This window comes from Arthrobacter sp. D2-10 (assembly GCF_054161285.1).
On sequence record NZ_CP096431.1, the window covers coordinates 1,860,990 to 1,885,483 of the forward strand.

At 63.0% G+C, this 24,494-nt stretch carries 22 protein-coding genes; 7 read left to right on the forward strand and 15 right to left on the reverse strand.

The window, feature by feature from the left end:
• Positions 1-7: 7 nt before the first annotated feature.
• Positions 8-1,084, reverse strand: coding sequence for a quinone-dependent dihydroorotate dehydrogenase (locus M1D74_RS08670; RefSeq protein ID WP_309123626.1), 1,077 nt, complete (start codon positions 1,082-1,084; stop codon positions 8-10).
• Between the two features lie 67 nt (positions 1,085-1,151).
• On the opposite strand from M1D74_RS08670, the gene M1D74_RS08675 reads away from it, so the two are divergent.
• Positions 1,152-2,213 (forward strand): alpha/beta hydrolase, encoded by a 1,062-nt coding sequence (locus tag M1D74_RS08675; RefSeq protein ID WP_458115090.1) that lies wholly within the window; start codon positions 1,152-1,154, stop codon positions 2,211-2,213.
• 14 nt (positions 2,214-2,227) lie between these two features.
• Here the strand turns inward: M1D74_RS08675 and M1D74_RS08680 are convergent, their stop codons facing one another.
• From M1D74_RS08680 to leuA, 3 genes are all read right to left on the reverse strand, one after another.
• Positions 2,228-3,019 carry an isoprenyl transferase gene (locus tag M1D74_RS08680; protein ID WP_309123625.1) on the reverse strand — a complete coding sequence of 264 codons (792 nt, stop codon included), beginning with the start codon at positions 3,017-3,019 and terminating at the stop codon, positions 2,228-2,230.
• Positions 3,016-3,765, reverse strand: a complete 750-nt coding sequence (gene recO, locus M1D74_RS08685; RefSeq protein WP_309071829.1) for a DNA repair protein RecO — start codon at positions 3,763-3,765, stop codon at positions 3,016-3,018. Before recO ends, M1D74_RS08680 begins: the two co-directional genes overlap by 4 nt.
• A 74-nt stretch (positions 3,766-3,839) precedes the next feature.
• Positions 3,840-5,570 (reverse strand): 2-isopropylmalate synthase, encoded by a 1,731-nt coding sequence (leuA, locus tag M1D74_RS08690; protein ID WP_458115091.1) that lies wholly within the window; start codon positions 5,568-5,570, stop codon positions 3,840-3,842.
• A 228-nt stretch (positions 5,571-5,798) separates the two neighbouring features.
• Between leuA and M1D74_RS08695 the strand changes: the two genes are divergently transcribed.
• Positions 5,799-7,748 carry a M13 family metallopeptidase gene (locus tag M1D74_RS08695; RefSeq protein ID WP_458115092.1) on the forward strand — a complete coding sequence of 650 codons (1,950 nt, stop codon included), beginning with the start codon at positions 5,799-5,801 and terminating at the stop codon, positions 7,746-7,748.
• Positions 7,749-7,752: 4 nt separating this feature from the next.
• Here M1D74_RS08695 and M1D74_RS08700 read toward each other — a convergent pair whose 3' ends face one another.
• The 5 genes from M1D74_RS08700 to M1D74_RS08720 form a co-directional block, all read right to left on the reverse strand.
• On the reverse strand, positions 7,753-9,270 hold the full coding sequence (locus M1D74_RS08700; RefSeq protein WP_309123622.1) for an LCP family protein: 1,518 nt from the start codon (positions 9,268-9,270) through the stop codon (positions 7,753-7,755).
• Between the two features lie 115 nt (positions 9,271-9,385).
• Entirely contained in the window at positions 9,386-10,315 is a 930-nt protein-coding gene (gene era / locus M1D74_RS08705; protein ID WP_458115093.1) for a GTPase Era, read from the reverse strand.
• Positions 10,312-11,631, reverse strand: a complete 1,320-nt coding sequence (locus M1D74_RS08710) for a hemolysin family protein (protein WP_309070032.1) — start codon at positions 11,629-11,631, stop codon at positions 10,312-10,314. The genes era and M1D74_RS08710 overlap by 4 nt, the downstream gene beginning before the upstream one ends.
• 31 nt (positions 11,632-11,662) lie before the next feature.
• Complete coding sequence (gene ybeY, locus M1D74_RS08715; RefSeq protein WP_309070031.1) at positions 11,663-12,136, reverse strand: rRNA maturation RNase YbeY; 474 nt, start codon at positions 12,134-12,136, stop codon at positions 11,663-11,665.
• Positions 12,126-13,172, reverse strand: a complete 1,047-nt coding sequence (locus M1D74_RS08720) for a PhoH family protein (RefSeq protein ID WP_309070030.1) — start codon at positions 13,170-13,172, stop codon at positions 12,126-12,128. Before M1D74_RS08720 ends, ybeY begins: the two co-directional genes overlap by 11 nt.
• Positions 13,173-13,546: 374 nt before the next feature.
• On the opposite strand from M1D74_RS08720, the gene M1D74_RS08725 reads away from it, so the two are divergent.
• Positions 13,547-14,509 (forward strand): GerMN domain-containing protein, encoded by a 963-nt coding sequence (locus M1D74_RS08725; RefSeq protein WP_309070029.1) that lies wholly within the window; start codon positions 13,547-13,549, stop codon positions 14,507-14,509.
• A 36-nt stretch (positions 14,510-14,545) separates the two neighbouring features.
• Here M1D74_RS08725 and M1D74_RS08730 read toward each other — a convergent pair whose 3' ends face one another.
• The 3 genes from M1D74_RS08730 to hrcA form a co-directional block, all read right to left on the reverse strand.
• A complete protein-coding gene (locus M1D74_RS08730; protein ID WP_309070028.1) occupies positions 14,546-15,301 on the reverse strand; it encodes a 16S rRNA (uracil(1498)-N(3))-methyltransferase in 756 nt (251 codons plus the stop codon).
• A gap of 13 nt (positions 15,302-15,314) precedes the next feature.
• Positions 15,315-16,442: a molecular chaperone DnaJ gene (gene dnaJ, locus M1D74_RS08735; protein WP_309070027.1), complete on the reverse strand. Its 1,128-nt coding sequence runs from the start codon at positions 16,440-16,442 to the stop codon at positions 15,315-15,317.
• Positions 16,443-16,508: 66 nt separating this feature from the next.
• Positions 16,509-17,525, reverse strand: coding sequence for a heat-inducible transcriptional repressor HrcA (gene hrcA, locus M1D74_RS08740; RefSeq protein WP_309070026.1), 1,017 nt, complete (start codon positions 17,523-17,525; stop codon positions 16,509-16,511).
• Positions 17,526-17,670: 145 nt separating this feature from the next.
• Between hrcA and M1D74_RS08745 the strand changes: the two genes are divergently transcribed.
• Both M1D74_RS08745 and M1D74_RS08750 read left to right on the forward strand, forming a co-directional pair.
• Positions 17,671-18,522, forward strand: coding sequence for a DUF3097 domain-containing protein (locus M1D74_RS08745; RefSeq protein WP_458115094.1), 852 nt, complete (start codon positions 17,671-17,673; stop codon positions 18,520-18,522).
• A 116-nt stretch (positions 18,523-18,638) separates the two neighbouring features.
• Positions 18,639-19,070: a DUF4870 domain-containing protein gene (locus M1D74_RS08750; protein ID WP_309070024.1), complete on the forward strand. Its 432-nt coding sequence runs from the start codon at positions 18,639-18,641 to the stop codon at positions 19,068-19,070.
• Positions 19,071-19,074: 4 nt separating this feature from the next.
• Here the strand turns inward: M1D74_RS08750 and hemW are convergent, their stop codons facing one another.
• Positions 19,075-20,304, reverse strand: coding sequence for a radical SAM family heme chaperone HemW (gene hemW / locus M1D74_RS08755; protein WP_458115095.1), 1,230 nt, complete (start codon positions 20,302-20,304; stop codon positions 19,075-19,077).
• Between the two features lie 27 nt (positions 20,305-20,331).
• Entirely contained in the window at positions 20,332-22,185 is a 1,854-nt protein-coding gene (gene lepA / locus M1D74_RS08760; RefSeq protein ID WP_309070022.1) for a translation elongation factor 4, read from the reverse strand.
• Positions 22,186-22,326: 141 nt separating this feature from the next.
• Between lepA and M1D74_RS08765 the strand changes: the two genes are divergently transcribed.
• Positions 22,327-22,869 carry a type II toxin-antitoxin system PemK/MazF family toxin gene (locus tag M1D74_RS08765; RefSeq protein WP_458115096.1) on the forward strand — a complete coding sequence of 181 codons (543 nt, stop codon included), beginning with the start codon at positions 22,327-22,329 and terminating at the stop codon, positions 22,867-22,869.
• Positions 22,870-23,070: 201 nt separating this feature from the next.
• Positions 23,071-23,334, forward strand: a complete 264-nt coding sequence (rpsT, locus tag M1D74_RS08770) for a 30S ribosomal protein S20 (RefSeq protein WP_309070020.1) — start codon at positions 23,071-23,073, stop codon at positions 23,332-23,334.
• A 104-nt stretch (positions 23,335-23,438) separates the two neighbouring features.
• Here the strand turns inward: rpsT and holA are convergent, their stop codons facing one another.
• Entirely contained in the window at positions 23,439-24,491 is a 1,053-nt protein-coding gene (gene holA / locus M1D74_RS08775; RefSeq protein WP_458117167.1) for a DNA polymerase III subunit delta, read from the reverse strand.
• Positions 24,492-24,494 lie beyond the last annotated feature (3 nt).

The window sequence follows — 24,494 nt, forward strand, 5'->3', positions numbered from 1 at the left end:
CAGCCGCTCAGCGGTTCAGCGGAATCCGGCGCTTCAGTGCGCGGTTGATGGACGACGCCCAGAACGGCCCTTCGTAGAGGAACGCCGTGTAGCCCTGGACAAGGGTGGCTCCAGCCTCCAGCCGTGCCGCGACGTCGTCCGCGGTTTCCACTCCGCCCACGGAAATTATGGCAAGTTGCGGACCGGCCGCCTGACGAAGCCGGGTCAGCACCTCCAACGAACGGGTCTTGAGCGGAGCACCGCTCAGCCCTCCGACACCGTACGCCATTACCTTTTCAGCGGCGGTGGTCAACCCCTCCCGCGTGATCGTGGTGTTCGTTGCGATGATTCCGTCGAGTTCCAGTTCGAGCGCCAGGGCCGCTACCTCGTCGATGTCCTCATCGGTCAAATCCGGAGCGATCTTGACGAGCAACGGTACGTGTCTTCCCGCACTTGCGTTGGCGGCCGTGCGGACAGCTTTCAGCAGCGGACGGAGTGAGCGCACGCTTTGCAGCAAACGCAATCCCGGGGTGTTCGGCGAGCTGACGTTCACCACCAGGTAGTCGGCAACCGGAGCCAGCGCTTCGGCCGAGACTCGGTAGTCAGCGATGGCATCGCGCAGGTCGACCGTTTTGGTTTTGCCGATGTTCACTCCGATGACCGGCCGCAGCGTCGGATAGCGTCGCTCAAGGGTTCGCCGCGCTGCGGCGATGCGCGGGGCTACGGCAGCAGCGCCGTCGTTATTGAAGCCCATCCGGTTGATGACCGCCCGGTCCTCGACCAGCCGGAAGAGGCGTGGCTTGGGGTTGCCGGGCTGGGCCTGTCCGGTGATGGTTCCCACCTCGATATGGCCGAATCCGAGGTCTGTAAGGGCAGCAATGCCGTGCCCCTCCTTGTCGAAACCTGCGGCAAGACCGAACGGCGACGGGAAGGTCACACCGAATGCTGTGGTTTGCAGTTCGGGAGCCGGCCGGGTGATGCGACGCAGGACGTTGCCCGCCGGAGTCCTGCCGGTCCACCGGATTAGCCGGAAGCCGATTCCGTGCGCGCGCTCGGGGTCCATCCCGCTGAAGACAACGCGGAAGAAGGCAGGATAAATTCGCATGGATCAAAGTTCCCACGGCGCCTGCCGCTTCACCAAGTTTCGGTACCGGCGCCGATATCCTCAAACCATGGGCATCAACTGGCAACCGGACCACCTCGGTGACGGTTTTGCCCTCACCGAGCTCGATCTCGGCGCCGATGAGGAAGGTCCCTGCGTAGCTACCCTCGTCTCGTACACGCCGCCACGCGTTGGGGGGCCGACGGATCTGCGCAGCACCGCACGCGGACTGCTGCACCGGCTCAGCGGCGGTAAGCCCCCAGAGCCACTTCAGGCCGTACTGTACGTGCACGGCTGGAGTGACTACTTCTTCCAGCAGGAGCTGGCGCGGTTTTTCACCGACCATGGAATCGCCTTCTACGCACTGGACCTGCGCAAATACGGTCGAAGCCTGCGGGACTGGCAGACGCCTGGCTATGTCACCGACCTCTCCCATTACGACGACGACATCGCCACTGCGCTGACGACTGTCGCCGAAGACATCGAGTCCAGAACCGGGGCAGCCCCGGCGGGGATCTCCCTCATGGCACATTCGACCGGCGCACTTGTAGCCTCGCTGTGGGCCGACCGGTTCCCCGGAAGAATCTCCAGCCTCATACTCAACAGCCCGTGGCTTGATATCCAGGGCAGCGCGATCCTGCGCACCACGACTCAGGGACTGCTTGAGCCGATTACCAGATTCAGGCCCAAGGCACGCCTGAAGCTACCCGAATTTGGGTTCTACTGGCGAAGCATCAGTAATAAGGCCGACGGCGAGTGGGAGCTGAATGGCCTCTGGCGACCGCAGTTCGGGTTTCCCATTCGTGCGGGCTGGCTCACCGCCGTACTGAACGGGCACGCCCAGGTGCGCCGCGGGCTCTCCATCGACGTTCCGGTGCTGGTCCTGGCCTCCGCGCGGTCAACGATCAGTCCGGTGTGGAATGACGCGATGCTCTCCTCCGACAGTGTGCTTGACGTTACGGTCATGACCCAGCGCGCACTGCAGCTCGGCCCGCACGTCACGGTATGCCGGTTCGACGGTGCCCTGCACGACACGTTGCTGTCCTCGGAACCCGTGAGGCGGAAGGTGTACGAGGAGCTCGACCGTTGGGTGCGCTGCTTCAGCGGATCAGTGTCTTCTGCGGATCGGTGACACAGACCTGATCGTCAGGTGCGCGCCTTATCCACTGCGCCGCCGTAGCGGCGGTCCCGAGACGCATACTCCTCGACTGCCTTCCACAGCGTGCGGCGGTCGACGTCCGGCCAAAGGACGTCCATGAACACCATCTCCGCGTAAGCCGACTGCCACAGCATGAAATTCGAGGTCCGTTGCTCGCCGGAGGTGCGCAGGAACAGGTCGACGTCCGGCAGTTCCGGCTCATCCAGGTACCGCTGAATGGTTTTCTCCGACACCGACGACGCTTTGAGCCGCCCTGCTGCCACGTCCTCCGCGATGGCTCGTGCAGCGTCGGCGATCTCTGCCCGTCCCCCATAGTTCACGCACATGGTCAAAGTGCACACCGAGTTGCTGCGCGTGTTTTCCTCAGCTACCTCAAGTTCGTTGATCACCGAGCGCCAGAGGCGGGGACGCCGGCCCGCCCACCGGATCCGCACCCCCCACTCGTTCAGCTGGTCGCGCTGGCGGCGCAGAACATCCCGGCTGAACCCCATGAGGAAACGCACCTCATCTGGGGACCGCTTCCAGTTCTCGGTGGAGAAGGCATATACGCTGACGTGCCGAACCCCGATGTCGATGGCTCCCGCAACAACGTCCAGGAGCGCAGCTTCTCCCGCCCGGTGTCCTTCGGTACGGGGCAGGCCACGCTGGTTGGCCCATCGTCCGTTTCCGTCCATGACGATCGCAACGTGGGCCGGAACCAGCTCCATAGGGATCGACGGCGGAAGCTCACCGCTCGGATGGGGCCACGGCTGCGACGGCTCGCCTGGGGATCTTGTCACACACGCTCCACATGTTTAAGGGACTTGACTGCACGTTCCAGATGCCACTGTACGTAGGCTGCCACCAGACCTGCACTTTCCCGCCGCGCGAAATCCGCAGCCGCATCCGCCACCGCCCAGTTGCCGGACAGAAGCGCACCGAGGAGCTCCATGGCCTCCGCCGACGGCGACGCTGCGCCGGGCGGTCGGCAGGAAGCACACACAGCCCCGCCCAGCGCAGCTGAGAATGCCGTATGTGGGCCAGGGGCGCTGCAGCGCGCACAATCCGTAAAACTGGGTGCCCACCCGGCCGTTGCCAATGCCCGCAGCAGGTAGGAGTCGAGGATCAGTTCCGAGGGGTGGAGCCCGCGGCTGAGGGCTGACAGAGCGCCGATGACAAGGCCGTATTGTGCTGCCGCGGACTCACCGTCGGCGTCGGTCAGTTTCTCCGCTGTTTCCGCGATCGCTGCTGCCGCCGTATACCGGGAGTAATCTGCTGCGATGCCGTGTCCGTAGGCTCCACGCGTCTGAGCTTGTGTCACGACGTCAAGAGTCCGTCCTGAAACGAGCTGGAGGTCCACCGTCATGAACGGTTCGAGGCGCGCCCCGAACTTGCTGCTCGTGCGCCGGACGCCCTTCGCCACCGCGCGGACCTGGCCATGATCACGGGTGAGCAGGACAATGATCCGGTCTGCTTCACCGAGCTTGTAGGTACGGAGGACAACGCCCTCCGCCCGGTAGGTACGCGCCGCAAATGATCTGGCCACGTTCTATTTTCCCACTCCGGCACCCGGGTGCGGCCGTCGCCGCGCCCGGGCTCCAATCCGCATTCCCTTGGGGCTTAGCCCTGATCCCGGATGGCGCGGTTGACCGCGGAAATAACCGCTTTCAGGGACGCCATGGTCGAGTTTGCGTCGATGCCGATGCCCCACAGCACGCGCTCGCCCACCGCACACTCGACGTAGGCCGCAGCCCGTGCGTTACCGCCGGAAGACAGCGCGTGCCCGGTGTAGTCAAGAACACGCACATCGACGGCGTCCTGACCCAGGACGGACAGAAGTGCGTCGATCGGTCCGTTGCCCTGCGCGGTGCGTCGCTGCTGCACCCCGTCAACCAGGAGCGTGGCGGTCAGGTTGAGCCGACCGTCCTCAGCTGTGTCGGTGTTGGTGGACGTCAGGACGTAGCGTCCCCAGGATCCATTGCGTGAGGGCAGGTACTCGTCCTGGAAGATCTCCCACAACTCTGCTCCGCTGACTTCACCGCCGACGGTATCAGTGCGCCGCTGAACTACTCCGGAGAACTCGATCTGCGCCCGGCGGGGCAGGTCGAGGCTGTGCTCGTGCTTGAGCAGATACGCGACGCCGCCCTTGCCGGACTGCGAATTGACCCTGATGACGGCCTCGTAAGAGCGCCCGATATCCTTCGGGTCGATCGGCAGGTACGGAACGGCCCAAGGAATGTCCTCGACGGTCTTACCGACGGCAGCGGCATCTGCCTCCATCCATTCGAAGCCCTTTTTGATGGCGTCCTGATGTGACCCCGAGAACGCAGTGAACACGAGGTCCCCACCGTACGGGGAGCGCTCAGGCACGTTGAGCTGGTTGCAGTATTCAGCCGTGCGGCGGATGTGGTCCATGTCGGAGAAGTCGATCTGCGGGTCGATCCCCTGCCCGTACAGGTTCATGCCCAGGGTCACAAGGTCGACGTTTCCGGTGCGCTCACCGTTGCCGAACAAGCACCCTTCGATGCGGTCCGCTCCGGCGAGGTAGCCGAGTTCCGCTGCCGCGACACCGGTGCCGCGGTCATTATGCGGGTGGAGCGACAAAATTACTGCGTCCCGGTTGGCCAGGTTCCGGCACATCCATTCAATCGAATCTGCATAGACATTCGGCGTCGCCATCTCGACGGTTGCCGGCAGGTTCAGGATCATTTGGCGATCTGCGGACGCCTCGAAGACTGCGGCGACCTCGTTGGAAATACGCGCGGCGAACTCAAGCTCAGTACCGGTGAAGGATTCCGGCGAGTACTCGTACGTGATGTGCGTGTCGCCCATGTTCTCCTCGAACTTCCGGCACAGCCTCGCGCCGGTGAGCGCAATATCGACGATGCCGTCCATGTCCTGGTTGAACACCACCCGGCGCTGAAGCACCGACGTCGAGTTGTATAGGTGGACAATTGCGCGATCGGCACCCTCAAGGGACTCGTACGTCCGCTCAATCAGGTGCTCGCGCGCCTGGGTGAGCACCTGGATGGTCACGTCGTCCGGGATGCGGTCGCCCTCGATGAGTTGGCGAACGAAGTCGAAGTCCGTCTGTGAAGCCGAGGGGAAACCAACCTCGATTTCCTTGTAGCCCATCTGCACGAGCAGGTCGAACATCTTGTGCTTGCGCTCAGGGCTCATCGGGTCGATCAGAGCCTGATTGCCGTCCCGGAGGTCGACTGCGCACCAGCGCGGAGCCTTCGTGATGATCTTGTCCGGCCAGGTCCGGTCCGGAAGGTCCACGGTGATCTGGTCCTGAAACGGAACATACTTATGGAAGGGCATTCCGGAGGGTTTCTGTGCGTTGCGCATGGCGATTGTGGCCTTTCCTTGGGTGAGCGCTCAGGCTCTGGCTTCACAGGATGGTGGCCGGCATCACCAACTCCGCAGCGGGGGTTCGGCCTGCGACTCGGTAGTCCATTGGTGACTAGCCTGTCGGTTGAGCCCCGCCACGGCAGCTAAGAAGGAGCATCTCTGCGCGCACATTTCAACACTAGCACGGCCCCTAGGATGAGAGGACGCACCAACGAAGGAGCCTCGATGACAGCAACAGGCATCAATCTCGCAAACGTCGATCCCGACGTCCGCCCGCAGGACGACCTCTTCCGCCATGTCAACGGCGGATGGCTGAAGAACACCCCTATCCCCGACGACCGGGCACGCGAGGGATCCTTCTCCCAACTCGCGGATGCCGCTGAACTCGCCGTGCGTGCGATTGTCGAAGACGCCGCTGCCGACAAGGATGACGACGGCGATCGCTTCCGGATCGGTGCGCTATTCGCTGACTTCATGGACGTCAGCCATCTGAACAGCGAGGGCGCGACGCCTGTCGAGCCGGTTCTCGCCGCTATCGATGCGGCCGAAACAGTGGATGAGTTGGCCCGGCTTGATGCTCGGCTCACGCGCTCCGGCGCCGCGGGAATAGTCCTCCCCTATGTCAGCAACGATGCCGGTAACCCTGAGCGCTATCTCCTCCATCTTTACCAGTCCGGCCTGGGCTTGCCCGATGAGTCCTATTACCGGGAAGAGAAGTTCGAGGAGGCACGTCTTGGCTACGTAAAGATGCTGCATCAGCTCTTCGAACTGGCGGGCCGCCCGGAGAGCCGCGCTGCCGCGGCCAGCACCTTCGATCTCGAGGCGAGGCTCGCGTCGTCGCACATGGACACCGTGACGCGGCGGAATCCGCAGGCTACCTATAACCTTCGCCGCACCTCTGATCTGGCGGCGGAAGCTCCCCTCCTGGCAGCGTGGCTCACAGAGCTGGCTGCCGGCGTCGGGCTCCCGGAGGAAGTGATCGTGAACCAGCCGGCATACCTGGCCGGCCTGATGGACGCCCTGAATGAAGTACCGGTTCCCGTCTGGAAGAACTGGCTGGCTGCGCGGGTGCTGTTGCAGGCGGCACCCTACCTGAGTGAGGACTTCGTGAACGTCCACTTTGCGTTCTACGGGACCAAGCTCAGCGGCACACCCCAGCTCAAGGAGCGATGGAAGAGAGGCGTTGCGGTTGTCGAAGGGGCCCTCGGCGAAGCTGTCGGTCGAGAATACGTGGCGCGGCATTTCCCGGAATCACACAAGGCCATCATGGGTGAACTTGTGGAGAACCTCCTGGCGGCCTATCACCAGCGGATCAGCCGTTTGGCATGGATGAGCGCTGACACGCGAAAGCGGGCACTCGAGAAGCTGAGTCTTTTCACCACGAAGATCGGCTACCCGGACTCCTGGATCGACTATTCAACGCTTCAGATTGTCCCGGGTGACCTGTATGGCAACGTGCGGCGAGCGACCGAGTTTGAAACGGACCGGCAACTGGCAAAGCTCGGCGGCCCGATCGACCGCGGCGAGTGGCACCTCACTCCGCAAACCGTGAACGCTTACTACATGCCGACGATGAACGAGATCGTATTTCCCGCTGCGATTCTGCAACCGCCGTTTTTCGACGCCGAGGCGGACCCGGCGGCTAACTATGGTGCCATCGGTGCGGTCATCGGTCACGAGATCGGACACGGATTCGACGACCAGGGATCCCAGTTCGACGGGACGGGAGCACTGCACAACTGGTGGACGGAAGCGGACCGAACTGCTTTCGAGGCGCTGACCGGACAACTGGTGAGCCAGTATGCCGACCTGGCTCCTACGGAGGCACCGGATCACCCGATCAATGGGAAGCTGACCCTGGGCGAGAACATCGGCGATCTCGGCGGACTGGGAATCAGCCTGGCCGCCTACTTAATTAGTCTCGATGGAACCGAGCCGCCTGTGATTGACGGCCTCACGGGAATCCAGCGATTCTTCTACTCCTGGGCCGAATGCTGGCGACAGAACATCCGTCCGGAGGAAGCAGCGCGCCGCATTGCCATTGATCCGCATTCACCGAACGAATTCCGATGCAACCAGGTGGTCCGGAACCTGGATGAGTTTCACGAAGCTTTCTCCGTGACGGATTCGGACGCGCTGTGGCTGGCGCCCGCTGACCGCGTGCGTATCTGGTAGCTCCTCAGGACTGACAGGTGACCTGCGCCGCTGTCTGGCCGCGCAGGTCACCTGCGATGCCCTCCGTTTCGACGGTCTCGCCTTCGGTGAAGTCGCTGCCGACGGAAAGCTCGAGTCCGATCGCCGTAGCGCTCGGAACGATCTGGACCTCAGCCAGACCGAAGAGCTCCGCGACGGCGGGCGCTATCCCTTCATAGCCGGGGCCGACGAACAGCTGGGTCGCCGGCCGGTCATCGGCGTCTGAGACGGCCGCCTGTGTGTATCCTTCGCCGAGTAGAACCTCCTGCAGCTCCTGCCCGCGTCCGGACTCACCTGATGCATTGAGCACTGTGATCGGCACAAGCGCCGGATCGAAGCCGAGCTCCTCTGCGGTCGGGGTAGGAACAGGTTCGGTGGGCTCAGGCTCCGCAGAAGGACCGGTGCTCGGGCTAGCAGACGGCGTGGGCTCCTGCACGGGCTTGGTGATGTCCCGATCGTTCCGGAGCGCGGCAAAAAGATCGTCCGCCTTTTCCTCGTCAAGGACAAGCCTGTTCGGGTCAACCTCGTAGGGAACGACCGGTACGGTCACGAATGCGACGTTACCCAGGTCCACCTGCTGCAACCTGCCTGCAAGCTTGAGCAATTCCGGGATCTCCACGAGCCCGTCATCAACCGTGAGGTTCTGCGTAACGGCCTCCGCAATGGAGTACACGCGCGGAATGTTGGTCAGTGTGCCCTCGCTCTTGACCTTGCGAGCCAGCGAGGCAAGGAAAGCCTGCTGCGCGCGGATGCGTCCCTCATCGCCGCCGCTCCCGAAACTATGCCTGGTCCGCAGGAACGCGAGGGCCTGTTCACCCTCAATCTCGCTGGTTCCCGCCGGAAGCTTCAGGCCGGAGTACTCATCATCGACCTCCTGATTCACGCACACTTCGACGCCGCCGACGGCCTTCGACAGCTCGGTGACGGCTTTGAAGTCGGCCATCATGAAGTGATCCACCTGAAGGCCGGTAAGTTCGTTAATGGCTGCAACGGTGCAACCCGGTCCACCGTTGGCCAGTGAACTGTTCAGCTGCCCCAACGCCATGGCATCGCTAGCGGCACCGGTCTCCGGGTTGTGGCACCCCGGCAGCGGCACCAGCAGGTCGCGCGGGAAGGAGACCATCGTTACGTTGCTGCGGTCTGCGGACATGGTCATGAGCATCATGACATCCGCCTGACCTTCGGCATCCTCCGGCTCCGTATCCCCGCCTTGACCCGTTCGGGTATCGCTGCCGATGATGAGGATCTGCACAGGGTCGCGGCTCAGGTCGACCGGCAGCTGCGTCTCGCCGTCCGTCGACAGATTGAGCGGCTCGGTAGCAACGTTCCCCTGAAGGCGAACCACCGAAAAAGCCACGAATCCTACGACCGCCACAAGCGCGGCGACGAGGGAGATCGCGACGATCTGCAGGACACGCGGACGTCCCCTGCCGAGGTGCCGGCCGCCCGTCCCCAGACGTATGCCATCCGGAGAGCCAGGACGCCCGCCGCCGGATTCACTCATGACCCTCGGCCCTTTCGAGTTGGTTCGATCTCTTGCCGCCCCCAGGGAGGCATCTGTAGGTCAACGAGCAGCGGTCGCCCGTAGTGCCCGAAAATACTGCAACCACTACGGACGGCTAAAAGCCGAGCTTAACGAGTTGCTTCGGGTCGCGCTGCCAGTCCTTCGCGATCTTCACGTGCAAGTCGAGGTATACCCTCGTGCCGAGCAGCGCTTCGATCCCCTTCCGTGCGGCCGTCCCAACCTCGCGCAGGCGCGCGCCTCCCTTGCCGATCACAATGGCCTTCTGTGAGGGGCGCTCGACATACAGGTTCACGCGCACATCAAGCAGTGGGTTGTCCTCCGGCCGGCCTTCGCGCGGAACGATCTCCTCAACAACGACGGCGAGAGAATGCGGGAGCTCATCGCGCACTCCCTCAAGGGCTGCTTCCCGGACGAGTTCGGCGACCATGACGGCCTCCGGCTCGTCGGTCAGCTCACCATCGGGGTACAGCGGCGGAGATTCCGGCATGTGGGTCGCGAAAACGTCGGCAACGGTGGACACCTGGTACCCGTCGACGGCGGACACAGGCACCACATCCGCCCAACCGTCCTCGCCAAGCACCTCGCGGCCGAGCTCAGCCACCGCAAGCAGTTGGCGTGCCAGCACCTCCTTGCTGACGAGGTCAGCTTTTGTAACGACGACGATAACGGGCTTGCGCTTGAGCTGCGCCAGTTGGGCTGAGATATAGCGGTCACCGGGACCGATCTGCTCATTGGCAGGAAGGCAGAATCCGATGGCGTCAACCTCGGCGAGAGTGTCGGCAACAAGATCGTTGAGGCGCTGTCCCAAAAGCGTGCGGGGCCGGTGCAGGCCCGGCGTGTCGACAAGGATGAGCTGGGCATCCTCACGGTGCACAATGCCGCGAATGGTGTGGCGCGTTGTCTGGGGTTTGGCCGAGGTGATGGCCACCTTGTGGCCGACGAGCGCATTGGTCAGGGTCGACTTGCCTGCATTGGGACGGCCTACCAGCGAGATGAATCCCGCGCGGTATTGCTGGGTGCTCATTTGTTATCCACCGTTTCCCTCGAACCTTCATTGAACTGGTCTGCGTGGTCGTCGCTTTCCGACTGCCGCTCGACCTTCCATGCGAGTAGATGCGAGACACGGTTACGCCGTCCTTCGACGCGTTCCGCGCGCAGAGCAATGTCGCCCACCCGCACTTCACTGCCGACGATCGGCACACGACCAAGCGTTTTTGCGAGCAGGCCACCGACAGTGTCCACCTCGTCATCCTCGAGATCTATGTCGAAGAGTTCGCCAAGGTCATCGATGCTCATCCGCGCGCTGACGCGGAACCCGCCCTCTGGAAGCTCCTCCATCTCGGGGACTTCCGAATCGTACTCGTCGACGATCTCGCCCACGATTTCCTCGATGAGGTCCTCGAGAGTCACGAGACCCGCCGTACCCCCGTACTCGTCAATGACAATCGCAACGTGGGTCGACTCACGCTGCAGTTCCTGCAGGAAGTCGCTGACCGGCTTGGACTCGGGAACGTACCGGACATCGCGGCAAACGTCATCGACAGGATCCTGATCATCGTGGTTCTGGGCGTTCAGTACCGCAACGACGTCCTTGAGGTACAAAATGCCCCGAACGTCGTCAGCGTTGTCCCCAATGACCGGCACACGGGAGTATCCCGAACGCAGGAACAGCGACATCGCCTGGCGAAGGGTCGATCCAGCTTCGATCGAGACCATGTCCGTACGGGGCACCATCACCGAGCGCACCTTGGTGTCACCGAGCTCGAAAACCGAGTGAATGAGTTCAGCTTCGCTGTCTTCGATCATCTCCGCCTCATTCGCCCGCGAGAGGAGCGCGCGGAATTCTTCCTCGGTGAAGAATGCAGCCTCGGCACGCGCCGAACCGGGAGAAAGTGCGCTTCCGACACCGACGAGCCAGCGAGGGATGGGTCCAAGCACGACCCGCAGCACACCTACGAGATGTGCGGTCACCGGTACGAGCGTCGCAGCGTGTGTCCTGCCGAGCTGGCGGGGTGAAACCCCCACGAGGACAAAACCCAGGCCCGCCATTGTGACGGTAGCCAGGAGCCCGGCAATCCAGATGTTGTCCAGCACGTCGGCGAACAGGAGCGCCACCGCTACAGCGGCAGCCATCTCGAACCAGACACGCCAGAACCGCAGCGCGTGCATATGCGACACGGGCGAGTCGAGGATGCGCTGGACGTACTTGCCTCTCGGCCCGTGGAGATGCGCTTCCGCTTCCTGGCGGGAAAGAAAACTGAAGGCCGCTTCAGCAGCGGTGACCAGCGCTGCAATCAGCACAAATACGATTGCCATCAGCGCCAGCAGGAAGACGATCATGGTCGGAACTGCTTCATCGCTCTGTGCGCGGTCACCGCGTGGTTTCCCGCGGGGCGGCACCGCCAAGGAAGTCGGCCAGAAGCTGCCGCTGGAGACCGAACATCTCTTTCTCCTCTTCGGGTTCCGCGTGGTCGAAACCCAGCAGGTGGAGCATGCCGTGTGTGGTGAGCAGGAGAAGCTCCTCATTCATGCTGTGCCCGGCGTTGTCCGCCTGAGTGCGGGCCACTTCAGGACAGAGGACGACGTCGCCGAGGATGCCTGACGCAGTTGGCCGCGCGGCGGTGCCGGGACGCAGCTCGTCCATGGGAAAGGACAAAACGTCCGTGGGTCCCGGCTCGTCCATCCATTCGATGTGGAGCTTCTCCATGGCCTCGATGTCGACCAGGATGATCGACAGCTCTGATTCGGGGTGCACGAAAAGACGCTCCAGCACGTGGCGACCGAGCCGGACCAGTGCCTCGTCGTCGACCTCGACTCCGGACTCGTTATTGACCTCAATGCTCATTGCGGCCAGCCTTTCCGGTATTCCGGCGGCCGTTCAGCGACGCGCGTTGCGACTCGTCCCATTTGCTGTAGGCGGAGACGATGTCGCCGACCAGACGATGCCTTACGACGTCGGTGGCATCCAGGCGGGAAAATGCGACGTCGTCGACACCCTGCAGGATCTCACTGACTACCCGGAGGCCCGAGCTGGTGCCGCCCGGCAGGTCAACCTGGGTCACGTCGCCCGTGACTACCATGCGCGATCCGAAACCAAGCCGCGTCAGGAACATCTTCATCTGCTCAGGCGTGGTGTTCTGCGCCTCGTCGAGAATGATGAACGCGTCATTCAAAGTCCGGCCACGCATGTAGGCAAGGGGTGCCACTTCGATGGTTCCGGCAGCCATGAGGCGGGGAATCGAGTCCGGATCCATCATGTCGTGGAGCGCGTCATAGAGCGGACGCAAGTAGGGGTCGATCTTGTCGTTGAGCGTGCCCGGCAGGAAGCCCAATCGTTCCCCGGCCTCCACTGCGGGACGGGTGAGGATGATTCGGTTGACTTCTTTGTGCTGCAAGGCCTGAACAGCCTTGGCCATTGCCAGGTAGGTCTTGCCTGTACCCGCCGGGCCGATGCCGAAGACGATGGTGTGCGCGTCGATCGCTTCGACATAATTCTTCTGGTTGACTGTCTTGGGCCGGATGGTGCGGCCGCGCGACGAGAGAATGTTCATTGACAGGATCTCGGCCGGCTTCGCTGCACCCTGCGTCTTCAGCATGAACAGCAGCTGCTCGAGCACCTGCGCGGTTACCGGCGTCTGGTTTGCAGCAAGAGTGCGTACCTCACCGATCAGGCGCTCGGTGCGCCCAACGTCGGTCGCGGGACCCGTGATGGACAGTTCATTGCCGCGGACGTGCAGCTTGACGCCGGGAAACGCCCCTTCGATCATGGCAAGGGCCTCGTCGTTGGCGCCCAGGGCCTGCACCATCTGGTCGGCGGAATCGAATTGAATGACCCGGCTGTCCAGGCCGGCGGCCCCCATACCCACTGCGGAATCGGTCATAGTAGCGGCCCTTGAGCCTTCCATCTCTCCTTGTGTATGCCGGATCTTCCGGTGATCTACTGGTCCAGGCCTGCGAATAAGCCTCCTACAAGCGTACCGCCGCAGCCCTGCCACCGCTTGCGTGATGCAGGCCGATCATTCCCGGGGGTCCGAAAGGGTGAAGATCTCAGGAACGCAACGGCCCGATATCAATCGCGTTTCAGTCAGGCGGCGATTCGGGAAAACCGCACAGTAGCGGCCAGCACCTATGCCAAGCTGGATTGTGCTGCTCGCTGCGGCACCGGATGCTTCCGCGGCATTGCCGATTGTTGAAACAACAGCGGTGCTGCACCTATGCATTTTCATAACTTTGGATGAGAGGAGACGCCGAACACATGGCCGCCACTCCTCCTTCCGGAAACCGAACTCCAGGCCGCCATTGGAAGGGATCCATCGTCGTTGCAGCGGCGCTCTGCCTCCAGGCCTGCACCATCGGAGGACCGGCAGAGCCCACCTCGGAGCTGGGGACAGAGGCGGAGTTGCTCCTGGAATCGACTGCCAGCATGCCCGAGTTGGACGTGCAGAGCCCGACAGCCACCGACTCCGACGAACTCCTTCCCGTCTACTGGTTGGGAAGTGCGAACGGACTCCTCTACCGCGAGTTCCTGCCCGGTGAGTCCTCCGGGGATCCGATCGCTGACGCAGTCTGGGCAATGACAAGTTCGGAACCGCTCGACGACGACTACTACAGCCCCTGGCTGGAAGCATCTGCGGTCAATACATCGATCTCGCCTGACAACGTCATCACCGTCGACATCTCGTCAGACTCATTCGCCGCTGGAATCGGTGCTGATGTTGCCGGACGTGCTGTGCAGCAGCTTGTGTACACCGCGACAGCCGCGGCAGCCAACTCAGGGCTGATCATCAGTGGCAGTCCCAGCAGCGTGCGGCTGCTGGTGGACGGGAAGGCCGGCTACAAGGCGTTCGGCCATATCGAGCTGGGGTCTGTTCTTCAACGCGACGTGAGTGCTATTGCTCCCGTTTGGATCATCAATCCGCAGGACAGTTCCCTCAAAAACGACCGGACGGTCATCGTCCAAGGGAGCACCACGACAACTGATCCGAGCCTCGATTGGCGGATCCGCCGGGTGAATGCAGGCGGTGTTTTCACGGAGGATGTGGTCGCTGGATCCGTTCCCGTCGAGGCGGGCACGGGTGCCGTCGGACTCTATGAATTCAGCGTCTCCCTGGAGGAGGGGACATACCTTGTCGAGGTGTACGAATCGACGGGAGCCGACCCGGGCGAAGGGCCTGCCGCTGACACCATTGCAGATGACAAGCTGGTCAGCATCCGCTGACCACTTCAACAGCAGTGGCCCTTTGCCAGCGGCCTATTACCAGCGGCCTAGGAGCTGATTCAGGACGGCAATCGCCGCAGGTCCGGCGGTCGAGGCTCGCAGGACGTTGGTTCCCAACTGCACGGGAACGGCCCCGTGTTCCTCGAACAGGGTCACCTCCTGCGGGCTCACACCCCCTTCGGGCCCCACGATCACCGCCACTGTTCCCGTGTGATCCTCGGACCGGCGGTTCCAATAGCTCGCAAGGGAAATTCGCCCTTCCTCATGCAGCAGGACCGGGTGCGCTACATCGGCGAGCCAACGCCCCAGGCCCCTGCTGTCCACTGTGTCGAGGACCTCGGGCACACGGGTACGCCGGCTTTGCTTCGACGCTGCACGGACGACGGATTCCCACTTCGCCTGCCCTTTCACTGCTTTGTCTGCGCGCCACCTCACGATGCTTCGGTCCGCTTGCCACGGAACGACCGCGTCGACGCCAAGCTCGGTTGCGGCCTCGACTGCCATCTCGGCCCGATCACCCTTGGCAAGAGCCTGCACCAGGACGATGCGGGTCGCCGGCAGCGGTTCGAAGGAAACCGTATCCACTGTCATGACGACGGCCGCGCCGGACACATCGACGACGGTACAGCCCAGGCGGTTTCCCTCGCCGTCCAAGAGGTCCACCGTCTCACCGGCCACCACGCGTTTCACGGTGGCTGCATGGTGCGCTTCCGTTCCTCGCAGTGTGATGCTGCCGCCGGCAACGGCGGCCTGAACCTCCGCAGGATCGCCGAAGTATGCCTGGTTGGTCATGGTTCTCTACCGGTCAGAGGTTGCCGAGGCGCTCGCGCAGCCGGGCGAAGACTCCTGATCCGCTGCTTGCCAGCTGCCCCTCGGTGAACTGCTCACCACGCATTTCCGCGAGGCGTCGAAGCAGCTCTTCCTGGGCTGCATCAAGGTTCCGTGGAGTTTCGACGCTCAGGTGCACGAGAAGGTCTCCCCTGCCGTATCCCCGCAGATGGGTGACGCCGAGGCCCTTGAGCGTGATCACTTCTCCGGATTGAGTTCCCGGTTTGATGGTCAGTTCCTGGTCCCCGTCGAAGCTGGTCATCGTCACGGTGGTGCCAAGCGCCGCCGCTGTCATTGGCACGCTCAGGGTCGCGTGCAGGTCATCTCCTTCGCGGAGGAAGGTGGGATCGCTGTTGACCCGGATCTCGACGTACAGATCACCCTGCGGTCCTCCTGCAGTGCCCGCTTCACCCTGTCCGGCAAGCTGAATCCGCGTACCGGTGGCTACACCTGCGGGAACCTTGATGGTAAGACTGCGGCGGGAACGGATGCGGCCGTCGCCATTGCATTCGTTGCACGGATGGGGAATGACGGTGCCGTAGCCCTGGCAAGTGCCGCAGGTCGCCGTCGTCATGACCTGGCCCAGGATCGACCGGACCGCGCGCTGCACCTGCCCGGAGCCACCACAGATATCGCATGTCTTCGGAGATGTGCCCGGCTGGGTGCACGATCCGTCGCAGGTGGGGCACACCGCAGCGGAGTCCACCTCGATCTTCTTGTTGGTGCCGAAGACGGCGTCCTTGAGATCAATGCGGACGGCTATGAGTGCGTCCTGTCCGCGCTGGGTCCGCGACGGCGGACCGCTGGGGCCGCCGCCTCCGAAGAAGGTTTCGAAGATGTCCTGGAATGCGAATCCGGGGCCGGCATAACCGCCGCCGAAGCCGTTATCCGTTCCGTTCTCGTTTCCGGTGGTGTCATAGACGCGCCGCTTCTGCGGATCAGAGAGAACTTCATAGGCGCGGGTCACCAGCTTGAATTCCTCAGCTGCTTCCGGCCCGGAGTTGACGTCCGGATGAAGTTTGCGGGCCAGCTTCCGGTAAGCCTTCTTGATCTCTTCGCCACTGGCGTCGCGTGCAACACCTAGGACCTCGTAGTGATTACTCACTCCTGCACATCACTTCCTGTAATCTCACCGCGCGAGCGGCTCTGGTTCAAGGGGTCCGTCATCCGTTCATGACTCATCGAGGATGCGGGAAAGGTAACGGGCCACCGCCCTGACGGCGGCCATGGTGGTGGGGTAGTCCATTCTGGTGGGTCCGAGGACTCCCACCTTGGCAAGGGCGTCCGGCCCGTATCCCGTGGCGATCACCGAGGCCTCTGCAAGGCCACCGTACGGGTTTTCGCGACCAATGCGGACGGAAACGCCGAGGGCATCCTGCTCCATTTCGGAGAGCAGCCGAAGCATAACCACCTGTTCCTCGAGGGCCTCCAGCACAGGGCCGATGGTCAAGGGGAAGTCCAGGGTTGAGCGGGCAAGGTTGGCCGTTCCTGCCATGACGATCCGATCTTCCCGGTTCGCGGCGGAGAGATGTTCCAAGCCGTGCGCCAGTGCCTGGCCCAGCGACTGGAGTGCGGGCGGCAGCTCGGCCACACAGGACGCCAGTTCCGAGGGAAGCGACGGTAGGCGCACTCCCGACACTTTGGTCAGGAAGCGCTGACGCAGATCGGCCAATTCGTTTTCATTTGCGTCGGCAGGGACGGGCACGACCCGCTGCTGCACCGCCCCGTTGGTGGAAATGAGCACCACCAGCACGCGGCCGGGCGCGAGCAGTACCAGCTCGATGTGGCGGACGGACGCTGCGCCCAGATGTGGGTATTGAACGACGGCGACCTGATTGGTCAGCTGTGCGAGGAGCCTTACCGTGCGGTCCAGGACGTCGTCCAGGTCATCGGCACTTTCCAGAAGGGCACGGATGGCACGCTTCTCAGGCGCGGACAACGGCTTCACTTCAGCGATGCGGTCGACGAACAGCCGGTAACCCTTGTCAGTGGGAATGCGGCCGGAACTGGTGTGCGGGGCGGTAATGAGGCCTTCCTCTTCGAGGAGCGCCATATCATTGCGGATGGTGGCCGAGGACACGCCGAGCTGGTGCCGCTCAACCAGGGCCTTCGACCCTACCGGCTCACGGGAATGGACGTAATCCTCAACGATGGCACGCAGGACTTCAAGCCGCCTGGGCTCGCTCATATTCACCTCCGATATACCGCATTGCCCACTCAACGAGTTAGCACTCAACACGCCTAAGTGCCAAGTCTAATACGATCGCTGCGATTGTTAGCATTGGCACTGCCAGTTCCAGCGGGCAGGGATTTGCGGAAGCGAGCGAAATCACATGTCGTATCACCAGTGGGGCGCACAGGACATTTCCCAGCCCCGACGCGTCGTCCTTGAGAAGGTTGAGGCGCGTCCGGGCATCGTTTTAGAGGACGTTCAAAGCGGGTTCGTCGGCGAGATACTTCGTACTGAGAAGTCCGGCGGTATGCATGTCATGATCCTCGAGGACCGCAGCGGCAAACGGCGGACCTTTCCCCTGGGATTCGGTTTTCACCACGAGGGCTCCCCCGTCGAGATGGTTCCCGCGCTGCAGCGCACCGCAACGCCCCAGCGCACAGCCTCGGGCTCGGTCCGCGTCACCGGCCAGCGTGCCCGAACAGCCCGCGCGAGCAGAATCTGGGTTGAGGGCAAACACGATGCGGAGCTGGTCGAGAAGGTGTGGGGCGATGATCTGCGGGTTGAGGGCATCGTCGTCGAGCCCTTGCACGGGGTCGATGACCTGGCAGGGGCGGTCCGTGACTTCGCTCCCTCACCCGGAAGGCGCCTCGGTATCCTCGTTGATCACCTTCTGCCCGGAACCAAGGAAGCTCGAATCGCCGAACAGGCCATGAAAGTGACCGGTGCAGCGCACAATGTGTTGATCGTGGGGCACCCCTACGTCGATGTGTGGCAGGCAGTGAAACCGCGCGCTCTCGGATTGGAGGCGTGGCCCGTCATTCCCCGCGGGGAGGACTGGAAAACAGGGATACTGACGCGGCTGAACTGGCCGTGCTCCTCCCAGGCAGATATCGCCAACGGCTGGAAGCGCATTCTGAGCGGCGTAAACACCTACGCGGACCTCGAACCCTCTCTGCTGGCCCGGGTCGAAGAGGTCATCGACTTCCTTACCGCGCCGGGGCCGAACGCGTAGCCCCAGCATCGCTGTAAGTCGTGGGAACTGCACGGGCACGCTTCACCCAGTACCCTTAGACAGTAAGTTCTGCGCGGAATGCGCGGTGAAGCCCTATCAGTCCGAAGGAATTTTCGTTGTCCAACAGCGCTAATCGGCGCGGTGTCGCACAGACTCCTCCCGCCTCCCAGGACAGAACTACGGCCTTCCAGGGTGCCAGTCCAAGCGCTCCCGCGCTGACCCCCTCCGAGGATCGCCAGTGGGCGACCCTCGCCCATTTTCTCGGGATCCTGGGGTTTGTGCCGTCTCTGGTTATCTTCCTCATCTATCGGGACCGGGGGCCCTTCACGGAGCAGGAATCGAAGGAAGCCTTCAACTTCACTTTCCCGCCGAGCATCCTCGCAGCCGTATGCCTGCTGCTGTCCCTGCTCCCGGGCATTGGGGGGCTTTTCGCCGTCCTGAACGCCCTCATCTGGGTTACGCTCGCGGCCTTCTCGGTGGCAGCCGGCATCCATGTGAACCGCGGCAGGCCTTACCAGTACCCCTTCAATCTCCGGATCTTCCACTAGGACGTCAGTCCGGCAGAAGGCGACGGACCAAGCCATCGGCTAGTAGCCGCCCGCGATCACTCAGGATCACGGCGCCCTTGAACGCCGCCACAGGGTCGATGAGACCATCAGCTATCAGCCCTGCTACAGCCCTGCGTCCCGGAGATTCCAGGTTCTCCGTCGGGTAACCCTCGGCAAGCCGGATGCGAAGGAGGACGTCCTCAACGTAGCGGGCGTTCTTGTTCAGAACTTCACGCCCGGCCGCGGGCGACTCGCCTGCCGCAAGCCTCTGAGCATAAGCGGCAGGATGCTTGACGTTCCACCAACGGGTCCCCCCGACATGTGAATGCGCGCCCGGCCCTGCTCCCCACCAGTCATGGCCTTTCCAGTACGCGAGGTTGTGGCGGCACTGATCCTCACCGGAGCGGGCCCAGTTACTTACCTCGTACCACGCCATTCCGGCCGACTTGAGCAGGGTGTCGGCGAGTTCGTACTTGTCGGCGTGGTCGTCGTCGTCGACCATGGGCACCTGACCGCGCCGGATACGGCGGGCCAGCGCGGTGCCGTCCTCGATGATGAGGGCATAAGCGGACAGATGATCCGGTTCGAGGGCAAGCGCCGCTTCCAGGGACGTCCGCCAGTCCTGAAGGTCCTCGCCCGGTGTGCCGTAGATCAGATCCAGGCTCACCTTGAGTCCGGCAGCACGCGCCCACTCGACGGCAAGGGGGACCCGCGCCGGCGAGTGGGTTCGGTCCAGCACCGCGAGAACGTGGGGCACAGCGGATTGCATGCCGAATGACACGCGGGTGAAACCTGCACGCGCCAGTTCCTCGAGGGATTCAGGCGTGACGGAGTCGGGATTGGCCTCGGTCGTCACCTCGGCTCCCGGTGCCAGGCCCCAGATATCGACGGCGGTGCGGAGTACCCGTGCCAGGTCGGCCGAGGGCAGGAGCGTGGGTGTCCCTCCGCCGAAGAAGACTGTGCTCAGCGGGCGGTCGGCAACACCTGAAGCGGCAAGCGCTCCGGCCGCAAACTGGAGCTCCTGCTGCACCGTGAACGCGTAATTGGCCTGCGACGCTCCCCCACCGAGTTCAGCGGCGGTGTACGTGTTGAAATCGCAGTACCCGCAGCGAACAGCGCAGAAGGGGATGTGAACGTACAGGCCGAAATCACGCTCGGCGGAGCCGGCTGCCGCGGTGGGCGGCAGAGCGCCGTCGGATGGAGCGGGGTCGCCGAAAGGCAGCGCGCTAGGCATTGGCGCTCCGGAAACCAGATACTGCTGTCACTTCTTCGCTTTGTCCTTGGACTCATCCGACGACAACGCGGCAATGAACGCTTCCTGGGGGACTTCCACGCGCCCCACCATCTTCATGCGCTTCTTACCCTCTTTCTGCTTTTCGAGCAGTTTGCGCTTTCGGGTGATGTCACCGCCGTAGCACTTGGCCAAGACGTCCTTCCGGATAGCCCGGATGTTCTCCCTCGCGATGATGCGCGCGCCGATGGCCGCCTGAATGGGAACCTCAAACTGCTGACGCGGGATCAGTTCACGCAGTTTCCCCGTCATCATGACGCCGTAGGCATATGCCTTGTCCCGGTGGGTGATGGCGGAGAAGGCATCAACCTGCTCGCCTTGGAGCATGATGTCCACTTTGACCAGGTCGGCCACCTGGTCGCCGTCGGCCTTCCAATCCAGAGAGGCGTACCCGCGGGTCCTGGACTTCAGCATGTCGAAGAAGTCGAAGACGATCTCCGCCAGCGGGAGCCGGTACCGGATTTCCACCCGGTCTTCGGAGAGGTAATCCATTCCGCCCATGACACCACGCCTGCTCTGGCACAGTTCCATAATGGTGCCCACGAATTCGTTGGGCGCAAGGATGGTCGCCGAAACCATCGGCTCCCGGACTTCGGCGATCTTGCCGACGGGGTATTCGCTCGGGTTGGTGACGTGAACTACGTTCTTGTCCTCGAGCGTGACCTCGTATTCCACGTTCGGTGCCGTCGAGATCAGGCTGAGGTTGTACTCGCGTTCGAGTCGCTCACGGGTAATTTCCAGGTGAAGCAGGCCGAGGAAACCCACTCGGAAACCGAAGCCCAGAGCAGCGGAGGTCTCCGGTTCATAGACCAGGGCGGCATCATTGAGCATCAGCTTTTCCAGAGCGTCACGAAGCACTGGATAATCCGCCCCTTCGAGGGGGTACAGACCCGAGAAGACCATAGGCTTTGCGTCCGCGTAACCGGCCAGCGACTCCGTCGCGGGCTTCGCGAAATTGGTGACGGTGTCGCCGACCTTGGACTGGCGAACGTCCTTCACGCCGGTGATGAGATAGCCCACCTCACCTACGCCCAGGCCCTTGGACGGTGTGGGCTCCGGCGAGCTGACTCCGATCTCAAGGAGTTCGTGAGTAGCACGGGTGGACATCATCTGAATGCGTTCACGGGGGCTGAGCTGTCCATCGACGACCCGGACATACGTCACAACGCCCCGGTAGGTGTCATATACAGAATCAAAGATCATGGCCCGGGCAGGCGCGCTTGCGTCTCCGACGGGAGAGGGAAGGTCCCTGACGATCTTGTCCAGCAACGCCTCTACGCCGACGCCTGTCTTGCCGGACACCAGCAACACATCCTCCGGATCCCCGCCGATCAGGTTGGCCAGTTCCGCAGCATACTTCTCCGGCTGGGCGGCCGGAAGGTCGATCTTGTTGAGCACCGGAATGATTGTGAGGTCGTTCTCCATGGCGAGGTACAGGTTCGCCAGTGTCTGGGCCTCAATCCCCTGCGCGGCATCAACCAGCAGGATTGCTCCCTCACACGCTGCAAGGGACCGCGACACCTCGTATGTGAAGTCAACGTGTCCAGGAGTGTCAATCATGTTGAGCGCATAGCTCACGCCGTCGAGTTCCCAGGGCAGCCTGACCGCCTGGGATTTGATGGTGATGCCGCGCTCCCGCTCAATGTCCATGCGGTCCAGATACTGTGCCTTCATATCGCGCTGCTCCACCACGCCGGTGAGCTGAAGCATGCGGTCCGCCAGTGTGGACTTGCCGTGGTCAATATGGGCGATGATGCAGAAGTTCCTGATGATCGCGGGATCCGTGGCAGCGGGCACCGGAGCGGTGCGGGCCATGGGAGACACTCGGTACCTCTTACTTTGTGGGACTGTTCGGGGAATTCCGTGCAGGGACGAGGACGCTGGGTCCGGACCGCTGGGAATGTGCAGCTTCCATTGTCCCATGGGGAACTCTCGAGCCCGCAATCTGGCGGGTACGCTGGCCCTATGGCTTCCCTTGGACCCTCCCTGATGCGTTTGGCCGGGGCCGCATTGAAGGCGCTGGCTGCCCGTTCGACGCATTCACCCCGTCCGGCCCGAAGCGGACATCCTGCCGGGCGTGACCGTGCTCCTCAGCGTGAGCCACTGCGGGACCGCCCACGGAAGAAAGCCGCACCCGCTTCGATTGGCGGTTACAACCCGCAGCCCGGTGACACTGCCGATCCCGGCGAAATCGTCTGGACGTGGGTGCCGTATGAGGACGATCCTCAGCAGGGCAAGGACCGGCCGGTGCTGGTCATCGGGCACGACGGCGCCACACTGCTGGCACTCATGCTCACCTCACGAGACCGGAATAATGCCGAAAGCAGGCATGAAGGGTACGTGGATATCGGAAGCGGGCCCTGGGACAGCAAGGGCAGACCGAGTGAGGTGTACCTGGAGCGTCTGCTGAAGATCCGTCCTGAGGATGTCCGGCGCATCGGTGCAACCCTCGACCGCCCGCTCTTCGACCGCGTCATGTCCCGATTGGATGGATCACCCAATCAGTGACAGTCTCAGGTAGAGATGAGCGAACCGCCGATGACGGCTGGGGCGCGAGGGGGCGCGAGTTCTGGTAGCCTATATAGCTGTGTGTCCGCGCAGGTCGACGGGCACTTCGGCTCGGTCGCCACGGTATCCCCACGCCGCTCAGTCTTAGGCCGCACCGAAAATCCCTCACGACCAGTCCGCAATACAAAGAGAGTCTTATACGTGGCAAATATCAAGTCCCAGAAGAAGCGCATTCTCACCAATGAGAAGGCTCGTCAGCGCAACAACTCGGTCAAGTCCGAGCTGAAGACCGCTATCCGCGCCGTCAACACCGCGGTGGAGTCCACCGACAAGGACGCCGCAGTGGCCGCGCTCGCCGTTGCCAGCCGCAAGCTGGATAAGGCTGTGAGCAAGGGTGTTCTTCACAAGAACAACGCAGCAAACCGCAAGTCGGGAATTGCCAAGCGGGTTAACAACCTCGGCTAATTGCCTTCAGAGCTTCATACGGTGATGGTCGGTCCCACGGGACCGGCCATCACCCTTTAACCGACGGGCACTTCGACCGGGGATCGGAATGGGCAGGATCAGCGTCACCGGCCGGTTGCGGTTCCTCCCAGCGCGATAGCTGTGACCGCCCGCTCCACAGCGTAGATCGGATCGCGTGCCTCCCCCTTGACCTGGGCATCAGCCTCGGCCAGGACCTGGATGCAGTGATTGAGCCCCTCGGGTGACCAGCGCTGGGCTTCCCGCCTTGCCTGGTCTACCTGCCACGGTGCCATACCCAATTCTTTGGCGAGCTGTGCAGAGCTACCCCTGACTCCATAGACCTTCGCCACCGCTCGGAGTTTCATCGCGAGTGCGGCTACCAGCGGCACGGGGTCTGCTCCGCTCGAGAGCGCGTGCCGGAGCATCGCCAATGCCTGTCCCCCGCGTCCTGCAAGGGCAGCATCGGCTACCTTGAAGCCGGTGGCTTCGATCCGGCCACCATAGTATTTCTCCACCGTTTCAGTGGAGATCACGCCATCCGAATCTGAGGCAAGCTGATGGCATGCTGCTGCCAGCTCCGACAGGCTCGATCCCACTGCGGCGACGAGGGCCCGCACCGCATCAGGTTCGATCCGGCGCCGCGCATTGCGGAACTCCGCGGTAGCGAAGTCGACCTTGTCAGAGTCCTTTTTCAGCGGCTGGCACTCAACGACGACAGCTTTCCCACTCTTCAGCGAGTCGAGCAGCTTTTTGCCGCGCGTACCACCCGCATGGTGCATGACCAGCACCACGTCCGGCGCCGGGTTGGAGACATACTCGAGCGCGTCCTGCAGGAACGCATCGTTCATCTGCGCCAGGCCGCGAGCTTCAATGATCTGCGTGCCGCCGAACAGCGACGGGCTCCCCAGCATGATCAACGATCCGGGCTCGTACTGCGCCGCTTCCAGGCGGACGGTCTCGGCATCGGGTTCCGTCTCGCGCGTGCGCCGGCGCACCGACTCAAAGCCGCGGGTGGCAAGGTATTCCTCTGGACCGAGCAAGAGAACAACGGGAGCCGGACCGACGTCGCGCCAGCTCGAAGTAGCCGAACCTGCAGGGCTTGGGGACACGGACGGGGCTCCTGATCGACGAGGAATGGGCAGGGTCAACTCTGCCATGGG

Bases quoted from the DNA above. Each gene is read 5' to 3' on its own strand.
- M1D74_RS08670 (WP_309123626.1), bottom strand. From the start codon at position 1,084: ATGCGAATTTATCCTGCCTTCTTCCGCGTTGTCTTCAGCGGGATGGAC.
- M1D74_RS08675 (WP_458115090.1), top strand. From the start codon at position 1,152: ATGGGCATCAACTGGCAACCGGACCACCTCGGTGACGGTTTTGCCCTC.
- leuA (WP_458115091.1), bottom strand. From the start codon at position 5,570: ATGCGCAACGCACAGAAACCCTCCGGAATGCCCTTCCATAAGTATGTT.
- M1D74_RS08695 (WP_458115092.1), top strand. From the start codon at position 5,799: ATGACAGCAACAGGCATCAATCTCGCAAACGTCGATCCCGACGTCCGC.
- M1D74_RS08700 (WP_309123622.1), bottom strand. From the start codon at position 9,270: ATGAGTGAATCCGGCGGCGGGCGTCCTGGCTCTCCGGATGGCATACGT.
- era (WP_458115093.1), bottom strand. From the start codon at position 10,315: ATGAGCACCCAGCAATACCGCGCGGGATTCATCTCGCTGGTAGGCCGT.
- M1D74_RS08710 (WP_309070032.1), bottom strand. From the start codon at position 11,631: ATGATCGTCTTCCTGCTGGCGCTGATGGCAATCGTATTTGTGCTGATT.
- ybeY (WP_309070031.1), bottom strand. From the start codon at position 12,136: ATGAGCATTGAGGTCAATAACGAGTCCGGAGTCGAGGTCGACGACGAG.
- M1D74_RS08720 (WP_309070030.1), bottom strand. From the start codon at position 13,172: ATGACCGATTCCGCAGTGGGTATGGGGGCCGCCGGCCTGGACAGCCGG.
- M1D74_RS08725 (WP_309070029.1), top strand. From the start codon at position 13,547: ATGGCCGCCACTCCTCCTTCCGGAAACCGAACTCCAGGCCGCCATTGG.
- M1D74_RS08730 (WP_309070028.1), bottom strand. From the start codon at position 15,301: ATGACCAACCAGGCATACTTCGGCGATCCTGCGGAGGTTCAGGCCGCC.
- hrcA (WP_309070026.1), bottom strand. From the start codon at position 17,525: ATGAGCGAGCCCAGGCGGCTTGAAGTCCTGCGTGCCATCGTTGAGGAT.
- M1D74_RS08745 (WP_458115094.1), top strand. From the start codon at position 17,671: ATGTCGTATCACCAGTGGGGCGCACAGGACATTTCCCAGCCCCGACGC.
- hemW (WP_458115095.1), bottom strand. From the start codon at position 20,304: ATGCCTAGCGCGCTGCCTTTCGGCGACCCCGCTCCATCCGACGGCGCT.
- M1D74_RS08765 (WP_458115096.1), top strand. From the start codon at position 22,327: ATGGCTTCCCTTGGACCCTCCCTGATGCGTTTGGCCGGGGCCGCATTG.
- holA (WP_458117167.1), bottom strand. From the start codon at position 24,491: ATGGCAGAGTTGACCCTGCCCATTCCTCGTCGATCAGGAGCCCCGTCC.